The organism is Devosia sp. SD17-2 (assembly GCF_029201565.1).
Classification (GTDB): domain Bacteria; phylum Pseudomonadota; class Alphaproteobacteria; order Rhizobiales; family Devosiaceae; genus Devosia.
On record NZ_CP104002.1, the window covers coordinates 4,113,265 to 4,133,489 of the forward strand.

16 protein-coding genes are annotated in these 20,225 nt (G+C 63.4%); 4 read left to right on the forward strand and 12 right to left on the reverse strand.

Translation table 11 applies throughout. The features are described from left to right. Positions 1-34 precede the first annotated feature (34 nt). Genes NYQ88_RS20140 through NYQ88_RS20155 form a run of 4 tightly spaced genes read right to left on the reverse strand, consistent with a single transcriptional unit; the run spans position 35 to position 4,383 of the window. Positions 35-1,147, reverse strand: a complete 1,113-nt coding sequence (locus NYQ88_RS20140) for a glycosyltransferase (protein ID WP_275652843.1) — start codon at positions 1,145-1,147, stop codon at positions 35-37. 37 nt (positions 1,148-1,184) lie between these two features. Beyond that, the gene (locus NYQ88_RS20145) at positions 1,185-2,204 is read right to left on the reverse strand and encodes an NAD-dependent epimerase/dehydratase family protein (RefSeq protein WP_275652844.1); all 1,020 of its coding nucleotides are present in this window, start codon (positions 2,202-2,204) and stop codon (positions 1,185-1,187) included. Continuing rightward, on the reverse strand, positions 2,201-3,547 hold the full coding sequence (locus NYQ88_RS20150; protein WP_275652845.1) for a UDP-glucose/GDP-mannose dehydrogenase family protein: 1,347 nt from the start codon (positions 3,545-3,547) through the stop codon (positions 2,201-2,203). The genes NYQ88_RS20145 and NYQ88_RS20150 overlap by 4 nt, the downstream gene beginning before the upstream one ends. A 23-nt stretch (positions 3,548-3,570) precedes the next feature. Beyond that, on the reverse strand, positions 3,571-4,383 hold the full coding sequence (locus tag NYQ88_RS20155) for an alpha/beta hydrolase (protein WP_275652846.1): 813 nt from the start codon (positions 4,381-4,383) through the stop codon (positions 3,571-3,573). 207 nt (positions 4,384-4,590) lie between these two features. On the opposite strand from NYQ88_RS20155, the gene NYQ88_RS20160 reads away from it, so the two are divergent. Further along, the gene (locus tag NYQ88_RS20160) at positions 4,591-5,619 is read left to right on the forward strand and encodes a helix-turn-helix transcriptional regulator (protein WP_275652847.1); all 1,029 of its coding nucleotides are present in this window, start codon (positions 4,591-4,593) and stop codon (positions 5,617-5,619) included. A 111-nt stretch (positions 5,620-5,730) separates the two neighbouring features. Further along, the gene (locus NYQ88_RS20165; protein ID WP_275652848.1) at positions 5,731-7,107 is read left to right on the forward strand and encodes a DUF4214 domain-containing protein; all 1,377 of its coding nucleotides are present in this window, start codon (positions 5,731-5,733) and stop codon (positions 7,105-7,107) included. 49 nt (positions 7,108-7,156) lie between these two features. Here NYQ88_RS20165 and NYQ88_RS20170 read toward each other — a convergent pair whose 3' ends face one another. Next, positions 7,157-9,466, reverse strand: a complete 2,310-nt coding sequence (locus NYQ88_RS20170; RefSeq protein ID WP_275652849.1) for a Tex family protein — start codon at positions 9,464-9,466, stop codon at positions 7,157-7,159. A 383-nt stretch (positions 9,467-9,849) separates the two neighbouring features. Between NYQ88_RS20170 and NYQ88_RS20175 the strand changes: the two genes are divergently transcribed. Further along, positions 9,850-10,461, forward strand: coding sequence for a septation protein A (locus NYQ88_RS20175; protein ID WP_275652850.1), 612 nt, complete (start codon positions 9,850-9,852; stop codon positions 10,459-10,461). 60 nt (positions 10,462-10,521) lie between these two features. Here the strand turns inward: NYQ88_RS20175 and NYQ88_RS20180 are convergent, their stop codons facing one another. The 7 genes from NYQ88_RS20180 to htpX all read right to left on the reverse strand — a co-directional run bounded on the left by NYQ88_RS20180 (position 10,522) and on the right by htpX (position 19,869). Then, entirely contained in the window at positions 10,522-10,953 is a 432-nt protein-coding gene (locus tag NYQ88_RS20180; protein ID WP_275652851.1) for a metallopeptidase family protein, read from the reverse strand. Further along, positions 10,944-12,350 (reverse strand): 3-isopropylmalate dehydratase large subunit, encoded by a 1,407-nt coding sequence (leuC, locus tag NYQ88_RS20185; protein ID WP_275652852.1) that lies wholly within the window; start codon positions 12,348-12,350, stop codon positions 10,944-10,946. The genes NYQ88_RS20180 and leuC overlap by 10 nt, the downstream gene beginning before the upstream one ends. Before the next feature lie 97 nt (positions 12,351-12,447). Next, positions 12,448-13,809 carry an oligosaccharide flippase family protein gene (locus NYQ88_RS20190; RefSeq protein ID WP_275652853.1) on the reverse strand — a complete coding sequence of 454 codons (1,362 nt, stop codon included), beginning with the start codon at positions 13,807-13,809 and terminating at the stop codon, positions 12,448-12,450. Positions 13,810-14,055: 246 nt separating this feature from the next. Next, positions 14,056-15,639 (reverse strand): bifunctional phosphoribosylaminoimidazolecarboxamide formyltransferase/IMP cyclohydrolase, encoded by a 1,584-nt coding sequence (gene purH / locus NYQ88_RS20195; protein WP_275652854.1) that lies wholly within the window; start codon positions 15,637-15,639, stop codon positions 14,056-14,058. A gap of 86 nt (positions 15,640-15,725) precedes the next feature. Next, positions 15,726-17,348, reverse strand: a complete 1,623-nt coding sequence (locus NYQ88_RS20200) for a heparinase II/III family protein (RefSeq protein ID WP_275652855.1) — start codon at positions 17,346-17,348, stop codon at positions 15,726-15,728. Between the two features lie 194 nt (positions 17,349-17,542). Further along, positions 17,543-18,844 carry an RsmB/NOP family class I SAM-dependent RNA methyltransferase gene (locus NYQ88_RS20205; protein ID WP_275652856.1) on the reverse strand — a complete coding sequence of 434 codons (1,302 nt, stop codon included), beginning with the start codon at positions 18,842-18,844 and terminating at the stop codon, positions 17,543-17,545. Between the two features lie 41 nt (positions 18,845-18,885). Next, entirely contained in the window at positions 18,886-19,869 is a 984-nt protein-coding gene (gene htpX / locus NYQ88_RS20210) for a zinc metalloprotease HtpX (RefSeq protein WP_275652857.1), read from the reverse strand. 92 nt (positions 19,870-19,961) lie between these two features. Here htpX and NYQ88_RS20215 point away from each other — a divergent pair, with 92 nt between their 5' ends. Further along, entirely contained in the window at positions 19,962-20,183 is a 222-nt protein-coding gene (locus tag NYQ88_RS20215; RefSeq protein ID WP_275652858.1) for a DUF1674 domain-containing protein, read from the forward strand. The last annotated feature ends 42 nt before the right edge of the window (positions 20,184-20,225 follow it).

A 20,225-nucleotide genomic window follows, 5' to 3' on the forward strand; every position in this document is an offset into this window, starting at 1 on the left:
GAAACAACGCTGACGAAAGAATAACAAGCCGGACTTATGGATTTACGAGAAGTCCCGAAACAACCCCCTCGAATTGATCAACAGAATCATCGGAGGAATATTTTCGGGCCTCTGTTTTCAGGCGCTCCGGATCAATTTTATGATCCAGAGCGAAATCGAGACGCTCGGCGAGCGCTTCGGCGTCACCGGCGGGCGCGAGGTAGCCCAGCTGACCGTCGCGTCCGATGATCTGTGCCGGTCCACTGGGGCTGTCGGTGGCGACAATGGTGGCGCCACAGGCGAGCGCTTCGATGATCACCGTGGGCAGCCCCTCCCAGAGGGAGGCGAGCACAAACACATCCGCCCGCGCCATCCAGCGATAGGGGTTGGGATCAAAACCGACGAACTCGACCGTGTCGGCAATGCCAAGCTCGGCGGCCAGCGCCTCGAGCGCCTCGCGTTCCCCACCGCCACCGATGATGACGAGGCGCGCTTCGGTCCGTCTGTGCTGCAGAAGCGCAAAGGCGCGGAGGAGCGTGGCAAAATCCTTCTGCGGGGCGAGGCGACCGACCGAGACGATCAGGCGATGATCCCCGCTCGCCCAGCGGTGTTCGAGCGGCTTTGCCGCTCCGATTTCGAGCGCCGGGCTGACGACGGGATTGTGCATGACCACGATGCGGGAGTGCTCGATGCCATTGGCGGCTGCCAAGCTGTCCGCTGTTTCTGTCGAGACGGCAAGGATGGCATCGGCCTGCCGATAGAGCCAGGGCGCCATGCGCAGCGCCAGGCCATAGAAATCATAGCCCTTGTGCTGGGCCTGCTCGGCCCTCGTGTCGCTGCGCTCGGAGATGATGATCTTTGGCTTGTGCCGGGACAGCATGCGCGCCACCAGCGCCGCGCAATTGTAATTGGGCATGGCGGTATAGATCGCGTCAGGCCGGATCTCGTCGATCAGCCGCGCCAGTTCGGGCACAAGCCGCACCGGATGCGGCGCCGCCGCCCTGCGGAGGGTCGCGCCCTCGGGCACCGCAAATTCCATGGTCTCGGTATAGGCGATGAGGAAATCGACCTGCCAGCCCCGGGCCACCAGCCCTTCGGCCAGCCGCAGCATGTTTTTCTGGACACCGCCATTGCCGATGTCCCGATAGAAAAACAGAATCTTTTGCATCTGGCGCCCCTTCTGTTCCTCAGCGGCGCCCGGGGAATCAGCCCGTTCTGCCGCCCTGCCAGTCCCGATACCAATCGACAAAGGCGGCAACGCCCACGTCAATTCCCGTCGTCGGGCGCTGACCGGTCAGCGCCTCGAGCAGCCCGGCGTCCGCTTCGGTCGCGGTCACGTCGCCTGCCTGCATCGGCAGCATGCGCTTCTGCGCGGTCTGCCCCATATGCCGTTCGATGGTTGCGATGAAGTCCATCAGCTCAACCGGCTGACCGCCGGCGATATTGACGCTGCGCCAGGGCGCCACCGGAGAAAGCGAGTCCACAACGCCGGCTGCCTGCGTCGGGTTGCCAGCCACGGGCATGGCATCGAACAGGGCCACGATGGAAGCGACGAGATCATCGACATAGGTAAAATCCCGGCGCATCCGGCCCATGCCGTAGACGTCGATGGGCGCGCCCTGTTCGATGGCGGAGACGAACTTGAACAGCGCCATGTCCGGCCGCCCCCAGGGGCCGTAGACCGTGAAGAAGCGGAAGCAGGTCGTCGGCACCGAAAAGAGATGCGCATAGGAGTGGCTCATCGCCTCGCCCGCCTTCTTGGTGGCGGCATAGAGCGAGACGGGAAAATCGGTCCGGTCAGCTTCGGCGAAGGGAAACTCGTCGTTGCCGCCATAGACCGAGGAGGTGGAGGCGAAGAGGAAATGGCGTGGCGTGTGGCGGCGGAGAGATTCGAGGAGGTTGAACGTGCCCACAAGATTGGCGCTGACATAGGCTTCCGGCGCTTCGAGGCTATAGCGAACCCCGGCCTGGGCGGCGAGATGCACCACGCTCTCGGGCGAGAACGCAGCGATTTCGGCTTCGAGCCGCGCCGCATCCTCCAGCATGGCTTCAACAGCCCGGAAGCGCGGCTCGCGGGAGAGGATCGCGTGCCGTGCTGTCTTCAGGGACACATCGTAATAGGGCGTCATCCCGTCGTAGCCGACCACCTCATGTCCCTCGGCAAGGAGCCGCCTGGCGAGGTGAAAGCCGATGAAGCCGGCCGTTCCGGTGATGAAAACCTTCATTCGGCCGCCGCCCTTCTGTCCGCGCCGCGCCCGCTCCCATTGGGACGGCCGATGCTGGAATAGGCAAAGCCGGCGGCTTCCATCTCCTTGTCGCGGTAGACATTGCGGAGGTCGACAAACACCGGGCGCGCCATGGCGTCGCGCAGCCGCGTGAGATCGAGGGAGCGGAAGGCGTTCCACTCCGTCACCAGCACCAGAGCATCGACGTCCGCGGCTGCGTCATAGGCATCGCTGCAAAAGGTGACGCTGTCGACCAGCGTGCTGGCCGCGTCCATGCCTTCGGGATCATAGGCGCGGATCTGCGCCCCGGCCGCCTGGAGATCGGCGATCAGCGGCAAGGCCGGCGAGTCGCGCATGTCATCGGTATTGGGCTTGAAGGTGAGGCCCAATATGCCGACCCGCTTGCCCGAGACATTGCCTTCCAGCGCGGCAATCACCCGGCCGGCCATGCTGGCCTTGCGGCGCTCATTGCTGGCGACGGTGGTTTCGACCAGGGATACGGCGCTGCCGAATTCCTCGCCGATACGCACCAGCGCCAGCGTGTCCTTGGGAAAGCAGGAGCCGCCATAGCCAGGCCCCGCATTGAGGAATTTTGAGCCAATGCGCCCGTCGAGCCCGATACCGCGCGCCAGATCCTGCACATTGGCGCCGGTTTTTTCGCAGAGATCGGCCATTTCATTGATGAAGGCGATCTTCATGGCGAGAAAGGCATTGCCTGCATATTTGGTGAGCTCCGCCGTGCGCCGATCGACGAAGAGGAGCGGGGGCGCATTGAGCGACAGCGGCCGGTAGATCTCGGTCATCACCGGCAGAGCGCGCTCATCCTCGATGCCGACGATCACCCGGTCGGGCCGCTTGAAATCTTCAATCGCGGCGCCCTCGCGCAGGAATTCCGGGTTTGAGACCACCACCACGTCGGCAGCTGGATTGGTGGCCCGGATGATGGCTTCCACCTTGTCTCCGGTCCCCACCGGCACGGTGGACTTGGTCACCACCACGGTAAAACCGGAAAGCGCCGCCGCGATTTCGGCAGACGCGGCCTCGACAAAGCTCAGATCAGCATGGCCGTCGCCCCGTCGTGAGGGCGTCCCCACGGCGATGAACACCACTTCGGCGCTGGCGACTGCAGGCGCCAGATCGGTGGTGAAGCGCAGCCGCCCGGCTTTGACTGTCTCGGCCACCAGCGCGTCGAGCCCGGGCTCGAAAATCGGGATCTTGCCGGCGTTCAGCGACGCTATGCGCTCGGCGTTCTGATCGACGCAGACCACCTCATGGCCAAAATCGGCAAAGCACGCCCCGCTCACCAGCCCCACATAACCGCTGCCGATCATGGCAATACGCATCAAAACCGCTCCACCTGCGCCCCTCAGGCCCCAAAAACATCCTCCACCATGCGGTTCAGGATCGTATTGAACGCTTCCGGCTTGCTGACGAAGGGCGCATGTCCCGCCCCAGCAATCCGGTAGGTTCGGCCAGACCATAGATTGGCATAGGCAAGGCTGTCGACATAGTCGAGATCAACGAAACGATCCTCGGCGCCGTTGACAATGGCGAGTGGCACCGCGCTGTTTTCGGCCAGTTGCCGCTGGTCTCCAGCCTCAGGGTCGAACAGACCTGCCGCCAGATGCAGCCGCATGTTGGGGTCGGTGCGCATGATCGCCCGGCGCCAGAGGTTCGTATCGGGATGACCATCGCTCAACGCATCGGCGAAATCGGCGACCTGCTGGGGACTGAGCTCTGCGACAAAGGAGAGCGCAGCGACCGGATCGGGGCGATAGGCCTCCCCGATACGGGCGGGATCGGGGGCATAGGGGGGCGTGCCGACGAGCATCGCTCCCGCCATATGGCGGTGTCGCATCATTTCGAGCACTACATGCCCACCCAGCGAGGTGCCGACCATCAGCGGATCATTGATGCCCAGGCGGTCGAGCGCCACGCCGACCACTGCCGCCATACTGACAAGCCCATAGGAAAACGGCTCCTGAAGGTTTGCCGAGCGTCCATGGCCAGGCAGGTCGACCGCGACAAGACTGAACCGTTTACCAAGCCCGGCAAATTGCCGGGAGAAGATTTCGCCACTGGTCGAATTGGAGTGCAAAAGGACGACGACCGGCCCCCGCCCGCCACTGCGCATGTATCCGACGCGTCCCCACGACGTTTCCACCCAGTTTTTCTGCATGACGCCCCCTCGGTGTCAAAAAATGAAAAACAGTCCCGGAAAGCCTGTCTCTAATATTTGTGTATTGCAACAGACCAGGACTTGTGTCGCCATTAATCCGGGAAGTTGAGGGAAGCAAAATTGCTTGCCAAGGATTACGATAGACTGAATGGACTAATTCAGACGATCTACTCGGCCGCCACGGACGAGGTGACGTGGCAAGTTGTATTGGACAATATTCAGGCCAGTCTCGGCCACGCCTATCTGGCGTTGCACGGGCAGGATACCAGCACCCATCGCAACATCGGCATGATCGGGGCGGGTTATTCTGTCCCCTATCTGGCGTCGTTCCGTCAGCATTTTGCCGCCATCAACCCATGGTCGGAGCGCGCAGCCACAATGCCGGTGGGCGTTGCCCTGCCCTCGGAGGCCCTGCTGCAGCCCGAGGCGCTTTATCGCACCGAATGGTACAATGACTGGATCCGGCCGCAGGAGGACATCAGCACCGGTGCCGGGCTGACCCTGATGCGGGACAGCCATCGTATCTTCCGCATTTCCTGCAATATCCGCCTCGTCGATCGCGAGCGGCTGCAACCGCGCGTCATCGGCATGCTCAACGCCCTCAGTCCGCACCTGCGGCACGGCTTTGCCATTTATCACCATGCGCGTCCCGAGACTGACAGGGGGGCGGAGAAGCTCGAGATCTTCTCCGGTGCGGCGTTCATCGTCGGGTCGGATCGGCGCATCCAGCAGTCCAATGCGCGTGCACGGAAGCTGGTTTCGGATGTCGACACGATGCTCGACTGTCGAGGTGGACGCCTGGGCTTTGCCGATCCCAGGGCGCAAAACTGGCTGGAGCGCGTGCTTGCCCAGTTTAGCCTCAGGCATCTATCGGCGGCGGGGCGATCGTTCACCCTCCGCCGTCCCGATGGCGATATGCCTCAATATTTTCGGGTGCTCCCCCTGCCGCGGGCGCTGGGCGGCAATGGCGGGGACGATTTCCTTTCGCCGGCGGCAGATGCAGCGCTGGTGCTTGTGTCGCTGCCCGAAAAGAACATCGCCGGACCCGCCCTCAGCCGCCGCGAGGCGGACGTCCTCGGCCATCTCGCCCAGGGCATGGCCAATGACCGCATTGCCTTTGCCCTTGGCATCAAGCCGGAAACGGTAAACCTCCACATCATGTCCGCCCGACGCCGCCTCGGCGCCCGCACGCGCGAACAGGCCATTGCCATCGCCGTCCGCCTCGGCCTGATCTAGGGGCATTCCCCTATCAGTTCTGATAGCTGTCAGCCCTGCCCCGCCCCCGTCTAGCTTTCAAACGGGCGTCATGCGCGCCCCAGGCAATGCTATTTCGAAAAGGGGTACATCATGGTTGATTTCAGAGGCACAAGCGGCCCCGACCGACTGGTCGGCGGCATGGACGACGACTGGTTCCGCGAACTCGGCGAGGGCGATGATTTCATCGATGGCGGCGGCGACGGCTGGGACGAGGTTTCCTACAATGAAGATGGCGGCGACAAGGGCATAATTGTCAAATGGAGCGGCGATGGCAGCGGCACCATCGTAGACACGTTCGGCGACACGGACAGTTTTACCGCCCTCGACGGCATTGTGGGGTCCCGCAATGCGGACACGATGACTTTCGGCCCGGGGGTGGACATTCATATTGCCCCCGGCACGGGATCGAGCACGTTCACCTTCGACGCGCCGAGATGGGTGACGTTCTCGTATAACTGGTACTACGACCACGAGGATCTGATCGGCAACCAGGCCGGTTTTGTCGGCGTCCATATGAAACTGGGCGAGGGCCGGATCTACAAATCCGATGGCTCGGTGGACAGCGTCAACCTCACCGAGAACCAGTCCTTCCGGGGCACGCATTTCCACGATGTCATGGAGGGCGCCAATGATGGCATCGCCACGCAATTGTCCGGACTGGGTGGCTCAGACCTCCTCATCGCCGGGGATACGCGCGACTATGTGGATTACCGGCGTGAGGGCGAAACCATCAATTCGGGGTTCACGATCGATCTCGCTAACGGCCAGGTGACCAATGCCATCAATGGCGATGTCGATACACTCGTCGGCTTTACCGAGGCGCAGGGTTCCGATTTCGACGACGTGATCACCGGCAATGACCAGAGCAATTTTCTCGTCGGCAATGGTGGCAATGACGCAATCGATGGCGGTGCCGGTCGCGATTTCGTCGCTTTTTGGGATCGCGGCCAGGGCGACCTGCAAATCTCGGGCATAGGCACCGACACGGTCACTGTTGTGGACCTTGTGGGCGATCTGGGCACCGATACTCTCACCAATATTGAACGCATCGTATTTGGCTTTGACGGTGTGCTTGCCATCGACATCAACGGCAATGCCGGCCAAGCCTATCGCCTCTATCAGGCCGCCTTCGAACGAGCACCCGACCAGAGCGGCCTCAAATTCTGGATCGGCCGTTTGGACAAGGCGGAAGACGATCTGATGGGCGTTTCCCGCCATTTCCTCGCCTCCGAGGAATTCATCGACACCTTCGGAACCGAAGATAGCGTCAGCAACGAGAATTTCGTCGAACTGCTCTATCGACACACGCTGGGCCGCGAATATGAACAGGCCGGCTACGACTACTGGATCGGCCGGCTGGCCAGCGGCGATGGCACGCGCAGCGATCTTCTGGCGCATTTCTCCGAGAGCGCCGAGAACAAGGATCGCGTCTTCGACCAGATCAGCGACGGCATCTGGCTGGGCTGAGCCGAAAAAGGGCGCGGACACCCTCGAGGCATCCGCGCCTGTCCATTGTCTATTTCTTGCGCATCGCAGCACTCAGGGCGGCGCCGAACGCTCCATTGCCCTTGTCGGGCTCATTGCCCGGCCGGCCCGCGGGGCGCGCATTCGGCCTACCCCTGTCGGATCGCGTCTCGCGCGGGGCGGGCGCCTCGCCGCCATCCTTGCGCATGGTCAGGCCAATGCGTTTGCGCGGGACATCGACTTCCACGACGCGCACCTTAACCACATCGCCGGCCTTCACCACCTCATGCGGATCCTTGACGAATTTGTCGGCCAGCTGGGAGACGTGGACAAGGCCATCCTGGTGCACGCCGATATCGACGAAGGCCCCGAAGGCGGCGACATTGGTCACCGTGCCTTCCAGCATCATGCCGGGCTTGAGGTCCTTGATGTCGTCGATGCCGTCGGCAAAGGTCGCGGTCTTGAAGGCCGGGCGCGGATCGCGGCCGGGCTTTTCAAGCTCGGCGAGAATATCCTTCACCGTCGGCAGGCCGAAGCGATCGTCGACAAAGACGCGTGGATCGAGCGCCTTGAGCGCAGCGCTGTCGCCCATCAGGGCCCGCACGTCGCGCCCGCAGGCGGAGACGATCTTGCGCGCCACGCCATAGGCTTCCGGGTGCACGGCTGATGCATCGAGCGGCTCGGCCCCGTCGCGAATGCGCAAAAAGCCTGCGCTCTGCTCAAAGGTGCGCTGGCCCAGCCACGCCACGTCGAGCAATTGCTTGCGGCTCTTGAACGGGCCATTGGCGTCGCGGTGCGCAACAATGGCTTGTGCGAGCGCGGTACCGAGGCCGGACACCCGCGCCAGCAGCGGCGCCGAGGCGGTGTTGAGATCGACACCCACCGCGTTCACCGCGTCTTCCACCACGGTATCGAGCATCTGCGCGAGGCGATACTGATCGACGTCATGCTGATACTGGCCCACGCCGATGGATTTCGGTTCGATCTTCACCAGTTCGGCCAGAGGATCCTGCAGGCGCCGGGCAATCGACACAGCCCCGCGCAGCGACACGTCAAGCCCGGGGAATTCTGCGGCCGCCGCTTCCGAGGCGGAATAGACCGAGGCCCCGGCCTCCGAGACGATCACCTTGGTCGGTTTTGGCGATGGCAGTTGCGCCAGCATGTCCGCGACCAGCTTTTCGGTCTCACGGCTGCCGGTGCCATTGCCGATGGCGATGAGATCAACGCCATGGGCGCGGATCAGCTTGGCGAGTTCCGCCTGAGTGCCGGACACATCATTGCGCGGCTGGAAGGGGTAGACGGTGGAAGTGGCGATCAACTTGCCGGTGGCATCGACGACGGCGACCTTCACCCCGGTGCGAATGCCGGGATCGAGCCCCATGGTGGTGCGGCTGCCGGCGGGTGCCGCCAGCAGCAGATCCTTCAGGTTCCGGGCAAAGACGCGGATCGCTTCTTCGTCGGAGCGTTCGCGCAGATCGCTCATCAACGCCAGCGAAAGGCTCATCGAGAGTTTTATGCGCCAAGTCCAGGCTGCCGCCTCGAGCAGCCATTTGTCGCCGGGCAGGCTGGAGCCAATGCCAAAGGCGGACGCGATCATGCGCACGGCCGGCTTGACCGGGGACGGATCGTCCGCGTCCACCTCGATGTCGAGATTGAGGATGTCCTCATTACGACCGCGCAGCATGGCAAGGGCACGATGGCTGGGGACCGTCGACCATTTTTCAAAATGGTCGAAATAGTCGGAGAATTTTGCTCCGTCCTGCTCCTTGCCGGCGACGACGCGCGAGCGCAGAACGGCGCGTTCCTTCATGTAAGTGCGCAACCTGCCCAGCAACTCGGCATTTTCCGAGAAGCGCTCGGCGATGATGTCGCGTGCGCCGTCCAGCGCCGCCTTGGTATCGGGCACGGCCTCAGTGACATAGGCCTGGGCGAGGGTGAGGGGCTCGGCGCGGCGATCCTCGAAGATCGCATCGGCCAGCGGCCCCAGCCCCTTTTCGCGCGCGATTTCCGCCTTGGTGCGGCGCTTGGTCTTATAGGGCAGGTAAAGGTCTTCGAGCTCCGCCTTGGTCGGCGCCTTGCCGATGGCGGCCTCAAGCTCAGGGGTCAGCTTGCCCTGTTCGGAGATCGAAGAGAGGATGCTGGCGCGCCGGGCTTCGAGCTCGCGCAGATAGGCGAGCCGATCGGCGAGAAGACGCAATTGCGTATCGTCCAGTCCGCCCGTCACTTCCTTGCGGTAACGCGCGACGAAGGGCACGGTCGCGCCCTCGTCCAGCAAGGTGATGGCGGCGATGGCCTGCTGCGGCTTGGCCCCGATATCGAGGGCAATGCGATTGGCAATGTCTTGCGTCAGGGTGGCGGCCATGGCTGTCCCGGAATCAGTTTTTCTCGAAGGCCGGACCATAGTCGCCTTCCCGGCCAATCCCAAATTCCTTCCCGGTGGGGTGGACGGATTGTGGATAGCGAGCAGCGGGCAGAACTAGCCCCGTCATTCGAGCTTAGCTCTCATGGCCTTCACGGCTCGAAACGCTCCGCAGGGCCATTCGGCGGCTTCGCCGCACGCGAAGACAAAATCCCCGCCATTCGAGCTTAGCTCCCATGGCCTTCCCGGCTCGAAACGCTCCACAGGAGCCTTTCGGCGGCTTCGCCGCACGCCGGGAAGTCCAAAAATTACCATGCTTGGCCGCTAAAGCTTGCATGGCGGGCCTGATGCCATCACATTGGGTGCAATCATTCCGGATCGAGATAATGACCGAAAAAGCCGAACCCGAAGCCAATTGGGACGAGCTGCGCCCTCAACTGACCAAACTGGGCCTGGAGCTTGGACCGCTGGTGGTGTTCTTCATCGCCAATGCACGGGCAGATATTTTTACCGCCACCGCCTGGTTCATGGGCGCGATGGTGATTTCGCTGATCGCCAGCTGGTTCATCCTCAAGAAGATCCCGGTGATGCCGCTCGTCACCGGCGTCGTTGTGCTGGTGTTCGGCGGGCTGACGCTGTGGCTGCAGGACGACACCTTCATCAAGATCAAGCCAACCATCACCAATGTGCTGTTCGGCTCGGTGCTGCTGGGTGGGCTGCTGTTCGGCCAGTCGCTGCTGAAATATGTTTTCGGCGAGGTCTATCGCCTGCGCCCCGAGGGCTGGTGGAAGCTGACGCTCAACTGGGGCCTGTTTTTCTTCGTGCTCGCAGTGCTCAACGAAGTGCTGTGGCGGAATTTTTCGACCGACACCTGGGTGACGTTCAAGGTCTGGGGCGTGATGCCGTTGACCGTGCTGTTCTCGATGAGCCAGGTGCCGCTGCTGACCAAATATGCGCCTGAAGCCGAGCCCAGTACGCCAGTCGGCGCCGAGGGCTAAAATCGCCTGGAGATGACAAAAAACGGCGCCGCGGGGCGCCGTTTTCGTTTTCAGTCCTGCCTAGTCCTCAGCGTCGGCGCGGGCTTCGATTTCTTCCATGTCCTCGTCGGAGAAGCCGAAGTGGTGGCCGAGTTCGTGGATCAGCACATGGGTTATAATCTCGCCGAGCGTATTGTCGTCGTGCTCGGTCCAATAGTCGAGAATGGCGCGGCGATAGAGAAAGACCGTGTTGGGCATCTGCCCGGTCTGGGGCACGGCGCCGTCCTCGGTGAGGCCGATGCCGGTGAAAAGCCCCATCAGCTCGAACGGGCTCTCCATGCCAAAACCTTCAAGCACGTCATCCTCGGCAAATTCGGCCACCGAGCAGGTGACATCGGCCGCAAGCGTCTTGAAGGGTTCGGGAAGTTCGGCCAGGGCCTTTGCAGCCATGGCCTCAAAATCGTCGAGGGTCGGGGCAAAGAGCCCCGACCAATCGGTCTTGCTTACTTCCACTCGCGGATGTCGACGAAGTGGCCGGCAATGGCGGCAGCGGCGGCCATGGCGGGCGAGACGAGGTGCGTGCGGCCCTTAAAGCCCTGGCGACCTTCGAAGTTGCGGTTCGAGGTGGACGCGCAGCGCTCTTCGGGAGCCAGCTTGTCCGGGTTCATGGCTAGGCACATCGAGCAGCCCGGCTCACGCCATTCAAAACCGGCATCCTTGAAGATCACGTCGAGACCTTCTTCCTCCGCCTGAGCCTTCACGAGGCCCGAGCCCGGAACGATCATGGCAGAGACGTGGCTGGCGACCTTGCGGCCACCGATGACGGCGGCAGCGGCGCGCAGATCTTCGATGCGGCCATTGGTGCACGAGCCGACAAAGACGCGGTCGAGCTTGATGTCGGTGATCTTGGTGCCGGGCTTGAGGCCCATGTAGTCGAGGGCACGCCACTTGGAGGCGCGCTTGGTCTCGTCGGCGATCTCATCGGGGTTAGGCACGACACCCTGAACCGAGATGACGTCTTCCGGCGAGGAACCCCAAGACACGATCGGCGGCAGCTTGGCGGCGTCGAGGATGACGACCTTGTCGTAGTGCGCGCCTTCGTCGGTGTAGAGGGTCTTCCAGTAGTCGACGGCCATGTCGAACGCTTCGCCCTTGGGGGCGCGCGGACGATCCTTCACATAGGCGAAAGTGGTTTCGTCGGGAGCGATGAGGCCGGCGCGGGCACCGCCTTCGATGGTCATGTTGCAGACCGTCATGCGGCCTTCCATCGACAGTGAGCGGATGGCTTCGCCAGCAAACTCGATGACGTGGCCATTGCCGCCGGCGGTGCCGATTTCACCGATGATGGCGAGAATGATGTCCTTGGCGGTGACGCCCGGGGGCAGCTGACCATCAACACGCACCAGCATGTTCTTGGCCTTCTGCTGGATCAGCGTCTGGGTGGCCAGAACGTGTTCCACTTCCGAGGTGCCGATACCATGCGCCAGAGCGCCGAACGCGCCGTGGGTGGAGGTGTGCGAGTCACCGCAAACGATGGTCATGCCGGGCAGCGTAAAGCCCTGCTCGGGACCAACGATGTGAACGACGCCCTGACGCTTGTCGAACGGGTCGTAATATTCGATGCCGAAGTCGCGGGTGTTTTCGGCCAGAGTCTCGATCTGGATGGCGCTATCCGGATCGGGATTGGGCAGCGAGCGATCGGTCGTGGGCACGTTGTGGTCGACAACGGCGAGGGTGCGCTCAGGGTGACGAACCTTGCGGCCATTCATGCGCAGGCCTTCAAAGGCCTGGGGGCTGGTCACTTCGTGAACGAGGTGACGGTCGATATAGAGAAGGCTCGTCCCATCAGGATTGTTCTGGACCAGATGGTCGTCCCAGATCTTGTCGTAAAGCGTGCGAGCCTTGGTCATTCTAGTATCGTTCCCAGCGGCAGGAATGGAAAGTTTGGATTGGTTCTAAGCCCAAGCGGGCTTTTGGGTCAAGCACAACCGTACTCTCTGGTACGGCTTAGCTTGCCGGTCGATGTTGCCCCCGGAGAAGAGCCAAAACCCCGAAAAGGCTGGTATCGAGCCCGATGCGGTAGCGGCACCAGAGAGCAATGGCAATCTGCGCAATTATCCGTGCGCCCATATTGGCCGCGGCAGCCCCGAGGACGCCCCAGACCGGGATAACGACGATCTGAACGAGAAAGCCGAGGCCCATGATGACGCCGAAAATGGCGACATAGGCACGCTCGTGGCCGGTCATCATCATGACGATCTTGGAGGGGCCCGTGGCTGCGTCGAACAGAAGCCCGAAGGCGAGCAGGACCAACACCAGCGCGCCACCGGCATAGGCCGGGCCGAACAGCGACAACACAAAATCGCCGAAGAACAGGAAGATGGCAAAAATCACCAGCGAGAAGGCAAAGCCCGCCCAGGCGCAGAGCGTAGTGATGGCCTGGGCCTTGCGCATATCGCGGGCGTGATAATGCTCGGCCACCATCGGGGCGATGACGAGCTCGATGGCGAAGGTGAAGAGCGTCATCAGCCCGGCGGTGCGGAAGGCGTTGAAATAGAGCCCAGAGCTTTCGAGATCGAGCATCAGGCCGACGAGGATGATGTCGGCATTGAGGGTGAAGGTTTCGATCAGCGCGCCGAGCAGCAGCCATTTGCTGAGCCCGCCCCAGCGCTGCCAGTGGGATTTTATGGCGACATAGGAAAGGCTCGGGCGCAGGGAATAGCCCTGCTGGCCGGCCAGTACATATTGGAGACCCAGCATGGCGAGAAGAATGACGGCCGAAAGGGTCAGCGCATCCGGTCCGCTGAGAATGACGCCGAGCGCGTAGAGCCCAAGCACGATCAGCGGCAGGGCGAGGCGCCAGTAAATGTCGCGCGGCAAGAGCGCCGTCCAGAGCGAGCCCTGGGCACGCAGGGCCGAGGAATTATATTCGGACAGCGCCATGGGCAGGATGAGCAGCGCCGCGCCGAGGAAATGGATCACCGGCTGGCCGGGGGCCACGAGCGGCTGGATGGTGAGGGCAAAGAGGCAGAGCAGCTCGCCGATGGCAAGGCTGGCGAGAATTGTGATGGCAGAACCGGACGCAAGGCCGGCCGCTGCCTCCGCCTTTTCCCCCTGCCCGCGCAATTGGGGCCAGAGGCGCAATATGGCGGTCGACTGGCCCATGCCGGCCGCGATGGCGAGCACGGTCGCCAGCGCCAGCCCGAAGGCGAAATAGCCGTATTGCTCGGGGTTCATGGTGCGGGCGAGCACCACATAGGTGAGGTAGGTGAGACCGGCTGTCGCGACCTTGATGCCAAGCGAGCCCACCGACCGCAGGAGGCCGGTGGACAGCAGCGCCGTCAAATCGGTCGGAAAGGCAAGTCGCATAGGGCCCCCAGCATGAGCGGTCATCATGCCAGAGGCGGGTCAAGAAGGTCTTACCGGGGAGATCGGGATGCGGGAGGTTTTTTGCGGGAGCGGGGAGGTTAGGGCGTGGCCCTGAGGTTACCCCCTCCTAGCCTCCCCCTGATAGGGGGAGGGATAGATCGTGCATGTCGCGGGGCTGGTGAGCCACTGACAAGCCCCTCCCCCTATCAGGGGGAGGTTGGGTGGGGGTATTCCCCCCAAGCCCTCTTAGTGCCGGAAGTGACGCATGCCTGTAAGAACCATGGCGATGCCGGCGGCGTCAGCGGCGGCGATGACTTCGTCGTCGCGCATGGAGCCGCCGGGCTGGATCACGGCGGTGGCGCCGGCGGCGACGAGGGCTTCAAGGCCATCGGCGAAGGGGAAGAAGGCGTCGGAGGCGACGACCGAACCGATGGTCAGCGCGCCTTCGATGCCAGCAGCTTCGGCGGCGTCGATCGACTTGCGATGGGCGACGCGGGCAGAATCCACGCGGCTCATCTGGCCAGCGCCAATACCGGCGGTGGCGCCGTCCTTGACGTAGATGATGGCGTTGGATTTGACGTGCTTTGCGACTTTGGCCGCGAGCTTGAGGTCAGCCAGTTCCGCTTCGGTCGGCTGGCGCTTGGTGACGACTTTCAGTTCGCAATCATCGACATTGCGGTTGTCGCGGCCCTGGACCAAGAGGCCACCGGAGACCGACTTGACCAGTAGGCCATCGGCCTTCGGGTCGGCCAGACCGCCGGTGAGCAGAAGCCGCAGGTTCTTCTTGGCGGCGATGATGTCCTGGGCTTCCTGGGTCGCGGAGGGGGCCACGATCACTTCCGTAAAGACCTTGACGATCTCGGTTGCCGTTTCGGCGTCGATCTCGCGGTTGAGGGCGACAATGCCGCCAAAGGCCGAGACCGGATCGGTGCGCAGGGCCTTCGTGTAGGCGTCGAGCAGCGTCGCGCCAACGGCAACGCCGCAGGGATTGGCGTGCTTGATGATGGCGACGGCAGCGGTTTCGGCCGGATCGAACTCGGAGACGAGCTCGAAGGCGGCGTCGGTGTCGTTGATATTGTTGTAGGAGAGCGTCTTGCCCTGGGTCTGGGTGGCGGTGGCCACGCCCGGGCGGTTCTCGCCGGTCTTGTAGAAGGCAGCCCACTGATGCGGGTTTTCGCCATAGCGCATGACTTCGCTCAGCGTGCCGGCAAAGCTGCGATAGGTGACATCCTGAAAGTCGATCTCGCGGGCAAACCAGCTCGAGATGGCGCTGTCATAGGCGGCGGTGCGGGCATAGGCCTTGGCGGCGAGCTTCTGGCGCAGCTCGAAGGGAATGCCGCCGTTCTTGATGGCTTCGATGATCGCAGGGTAGTCGGCTGGGTCGACGACGACGGTGACATAGGCGTGGTTCTTGGCGGCGGAGCGGACCATGGCCGGGCCGCCAATGTCGATGTTCTCGATGATCTCATCATAGGACGCGCCGGAAGCAACGGTCTTTTCGAACGGATAGAGATTGACCGCGACGAGATCGATGGCGCCGATCTCGTGCTCATCCATGGATGCCTTGTGCTCGGGATTGTCGCGCACCGAGAGGAGGCCGCCATGCACCTTGGGGTGGAGGGTCTTGACGCGGCCGTCCATCATTTCCGGGAAACCGGTGAGGTCGGAGATTTCGCGCACCGGCAGGCCGGTTTCCTTGATCAGCTTGTGGGTGCCGCCGGTCGAGACCAGCTCCACGCCGGCTTCGGACAGCCCGCGGGCAAACTCCGCCATGCCTGATTTGTCGAAAACAGAAAGCAGTGCCCGCCCGACTTTCACCGTCTTGCCCATGGAATGATCTCGCCGTGATTGAGAATGGAGGATTTGCCGGCTCCGCTATCACGAAGCCGGGCCGAAACCAAGGCAAAGGCCCCAGTTTACTGTTCGCGGGTGAGAATCCAGCCGATTTCAAAGCCGGGAACCACATCGGCCTCGAGCACCAGCTGGGTGGTCCGGTGGAAACCGAGATAGGCGGACTGACGCACGCTGTCGTCCTCGTGCAGCTCGCCGCCCTCCCAGAGGAAGCTCCAGACTTCGCCATTGGGAAGGGTCAAGCGGCGCATGCCCTCGCCCACCGGCGCATGGACGGCAATGCCCGGCGCAAGGTGGAAGCGGATGGCGAGACGCCCGCCGGTTGCCCCCTGACCAACCAGACGATCCTGGCCCACCAGCGTCATGCCATCACCGATCAGGGTCAGGCGGCGCTCGATTTCGACGCCGAAGCGCGGCGCATAGCCGGCCGTGCGCAGGTGAAGGGAATGTTCGGCCCCATCGAGCTGCATCGGCGGCAGGTCGACCCGCACGCCGGAGCCCTTGCCGCTGACCGGCGCTGCATCTTCGCCATCGATGGTGGGCGAGGAATGGGCGATGGACTGGCGGAAGAGATCGCGCGTCTCGGGCATGTCGAGCGGCGCCGGGCCGCAGGAGCCCAGGATCAGCTCGCTACGATGGGAAAATTCAAAGGCCAGATGGCCGGCATGGGCCTCGCCATCAAAGCCCGGTGGCGGGCGCGTGCCGGAATCGGCTACAACCACGGCCTGGCCACTGCGCAGGATGCCGTAGCCGCCGAGCAGGCGCGAGCGCGGCGGCACGCTTGGGCCATTGGCCTGGACGGCGACCAGCACATCGTGGGGTACCTGACCGCAGCCATTGAAATAAACGGGCTCGCCACTCGAGAGGGTTAGGGCATCGAGCGCTTCGTGCATGCGATCAATGCGGTCCGACAGGGCCGAATGGGTGGGGCTCGAATGATTGGCAGCGGCGCGGCGAAGGCTCGACAGTTCAACCAGCAGTGTCAGCTGCACGCGTGGATTGCGCGATTTGTGGAGGCCTTCAGGGTCAAGCTGGCTGGCCAGCAGCGCGTCGAGCTTGGCAAGGCGCAGCTCGACATTGCTGCTGTCCTGCGGCTCGCAAAGCTCGGCGCCGAGCAGGCCCATGGCGGCAAACAGCGCCTCGGTGGGCTCGGTGGCCATGGGCGCGCGGACGCGCAGGCTCTGGACCTGCGTGCCGAGGCTGCGCTGGATGGTCCTGGCCTGCTCGGGCGTCGCGCCATCGAGCAGCAGGGTGAGATGGCGCAGCCAGTTGAGCACGCGCTGGGCGGTGAGGGTCAGCGACCAGCTTTCGGGATCGAATTTTCCTTCGCGGCCGATCCAGTCGAGCACCAGAGTGCGGGCAAACAGCCTCTCGCCGGGGTCGCGCACGTCCCGGAAATGCCGCAGCCAGGAAAAGCCCTGAAGATTGTTCCACCATTCGGGGTGATCGACATCGACGCCAAAGGGCGAGGCGCCGCCGGTCTCGACGAGTTTTGAGGCGAGCAGATAGCGGCCCGTCATCATTTCGCGCACGGCGTCGCGGTCGGCGGGACGGAAATCCGGGAGATCGCCCTTGTAGGCGAGCTCGGCCAGGCCCTGCCAGGTCCAGCGCGTCAACGGGGTCGTCATCAGCCGATCGGCAGTGCGCACCAGAAGACGGCGTGCAGCAAAGAGGCGCTGACCGCTCATCGATATGCTCTGCGCCTGAGGCAAACGCCAGCAGGATTGGCGCTGCCGCTGTTACTCACCACGTCCAATAAACCCTTGCGGCTGTTCGACCGCCCGCCTGATGCGAGCGGTCTAGAGAATTCACCCTGATTTGGACAGAACGAAAGACACGACCAAGCCAGTAACACTTTTTTAACCGGGGAAACTCCGGTTCGTCACGCTGCACGACGGAAGCGCGCGACGAAGAAGCCGTCCATGCCGCCGTCGAGGTTGCGCGGCGACATCGCCGGATGGGTGCGGACAAGTCCGCTCGGTGTAATCGCCTGTTCGAGCCCCGGGAGTTCTGCCGCCTCGACGGGGTCGAGCGTCAGATCGGAGAAGGTCTTGAGGATCCAATCGACCTGATCCTCGCCTTCCTGCGGTTCGAGCGAGCAGACGCAATAGATGAGCGTGCCGCCGGGCGCGAGCGCGCGCCGCGCATTGGCGATCAAGGACTGCTGGAGCCGGGCGCGGCCGGCGATGTCGCTGGCCTGCCGGTGCCACAGCACTTCAGGGTGGCGGCGGAAGGTGCCGGTTGCCGAACAGGGCGCATCGAGCAGGATACCGGCGAAGGGCGCCGGAGCCGCATAGGTGGCCGCATCGGCAAGGACGATTTCGGGCGTATAGCCGAGGCGGTCCATATTGGTCTTGAGCCGCTCGAGGCGGTGCGCGTCATTGTCGAGCGCAGTGACCTTGTAGCCGGCCTTGACCAGCTGGGCGGTCTTGCCGCCGGGCGCGGCACAGAGGTCGAGCACGGCGCTCCCCTCGGGCACGCGGAGGAGCCGCGCCGGCAGAGCAGAGGCAGCATCCTGAACCCACCAGCGCCCCTCGTCATAGGCGGGCAAGGCATCGACAGGACGGTCACGGAAAGCGATGCGCACGCTGTCGTGGATGAGCTTTTCGGCGCCCAGCGCTTCGATCAGCGCGGAATCTTCGTCCTTGAGCGTGAGGTCAAGCGGCGCACCGGCAATCAGCGCATCGGAGAACGCCGTCAGCGCATCGGCCCCATAGGCCTCTGCCCAGATGGTGCGGAAATGTTCGGGAATGAGATCAGCCTCGTCCATCAGCCCGTAGCGGGCCGAATTGGACTGGGCGCGGCGCAGCACGGCGTTCATCAGGCCAGCGAGATGGCGAGCCTTGGGATCTTTCTTCACCGCCTCGACGGCCAGAAAGAGCGCGCTGTGGGCGCCGATATCGGGGAGATAGACCAGCTGGGCCAGCGACAGGCGCAACACAGCTTCGAACGAGCCCGAGCGCGGCGGCATGCCCTTGTCGAGCAATTCGGCGAGCATGATGTTGATCTGGCCCTGACGCACGAGGGCCGTGGTCACCAGCCGATTGGCGAGGCCCCGGTCGCGCCCATCGGCGAGGTCTTTTTCTCCCAGGGGAGAAAAATGCTCGCCGCCCAGAACGGCGCGAAGCCGTTGGGCAGCGACGAGGCGGAGCTTGAGCCCCGCAGGATCAGGTTTAAACTTCACGCTGTTCGCCTTGTGTTGCGACACGCCAGGCGCGTCGCGCATCAACCCCAGGGACCGCGCGTGCCACCGTCATCTTCGGTGCGGCCGGCGGTCGGCACCCGCCAGCCACCACCAATGTCACGGCCGCTGGAAGCGGGAGCGGGACGGGGCGCGGGTCTTTGTCCCTTATCGTTCAGCTGCATCTCGGCTGCAAGCCTGCGCAGCGCCTCGATACGGTTGCCGGTGTCGGGATGGGTGGAAAAGAGGTTGTCCATGCGCGCGCCGGAGAGCGGATTGATGATGTACATATGGGCCATGGCCGGATTGCGCTCGGCCCCGATATTGACTTCGCGCTTGGCATAGGTGGCGATCTTGTTGAGCGCGGAGGCGAGGCCAATCGGGTCGTTGGCGATCTCGGCGCCCAGCTTGTCGGCCTCATATTCACGCGTACGGCTGACCGCCATCTGCACGATCATGGCCGCGAGCGGGGCGAGGAACACCATCAGCAGCGCGCCAATACCGCCCAGCGGATTGTCGCGATTATTGCCGCCACCAAAGAACAGGCCGAACTGGGCCAGCGCCGAAATGGCACCGGCCAACGTCGCCGTAACGGTCATGGTGAGAGTATCGCGGCTCTTGATATGGGCCAGCTCATGGGCCACGACACCGGCGACTTCGCGGGTATCGAGCGTGCGCAGGAGGCCCGTGGACACGGCCACCGCCGCATTATTGGGGTCGCGACCGGTGGCGAAGGCATTGGGCTGATCGGACTGGATGACATAAACGGCCGGGGTCGGAATGCCGGCGCGACGCGAGAGCGTATCGACCATGTCGTAGAGCTCGGGCACGCGGCTGCGCTCGACCGGCACGGCGTTCTGCATGCGCAGCACCATCTTGTCGGAATTCCAGAAGGCAAAAAGATTGGTGCCGGCGGCAAACACCAGCGCCATCATCATCCCGCCCGTGCCGCCAAGGAAATAGCCCACCACCATGAACAGGGCGGTCATGGCGGCGAGAAGCACGAAAGTGCGGAACGTATTGAACATCTCGACCCCTTGGGTTGGATAACTTGGGCAATTATGTTGGAACCCAAATGGTTCCGCGCAATCCCCCTCAGCATCCAAATCCGAGAATGGCCATGTCCGAAAGCGAAATCCCCAAGACAGATGACGGCGAAGAGGTCCCGCCGCCCCGTATTCTCACCCCTGCCGCCCAGCGGGCGCTGGCAGAGGCCGAGGCCCGGCGCCTCGCCATCGACGCCGCCACAGCCATGGCGCCCAAGGAAAAGGGCGGTCGCGGCGGGCTGGAGCCGGGCCGCTATGGCGACTGGGAAATCAAAGGGCTCACCTCTGATTTCTAGGGGTTTGTTCCCGAGTTAACCCGTTTTTCCCCGGCGGACCGG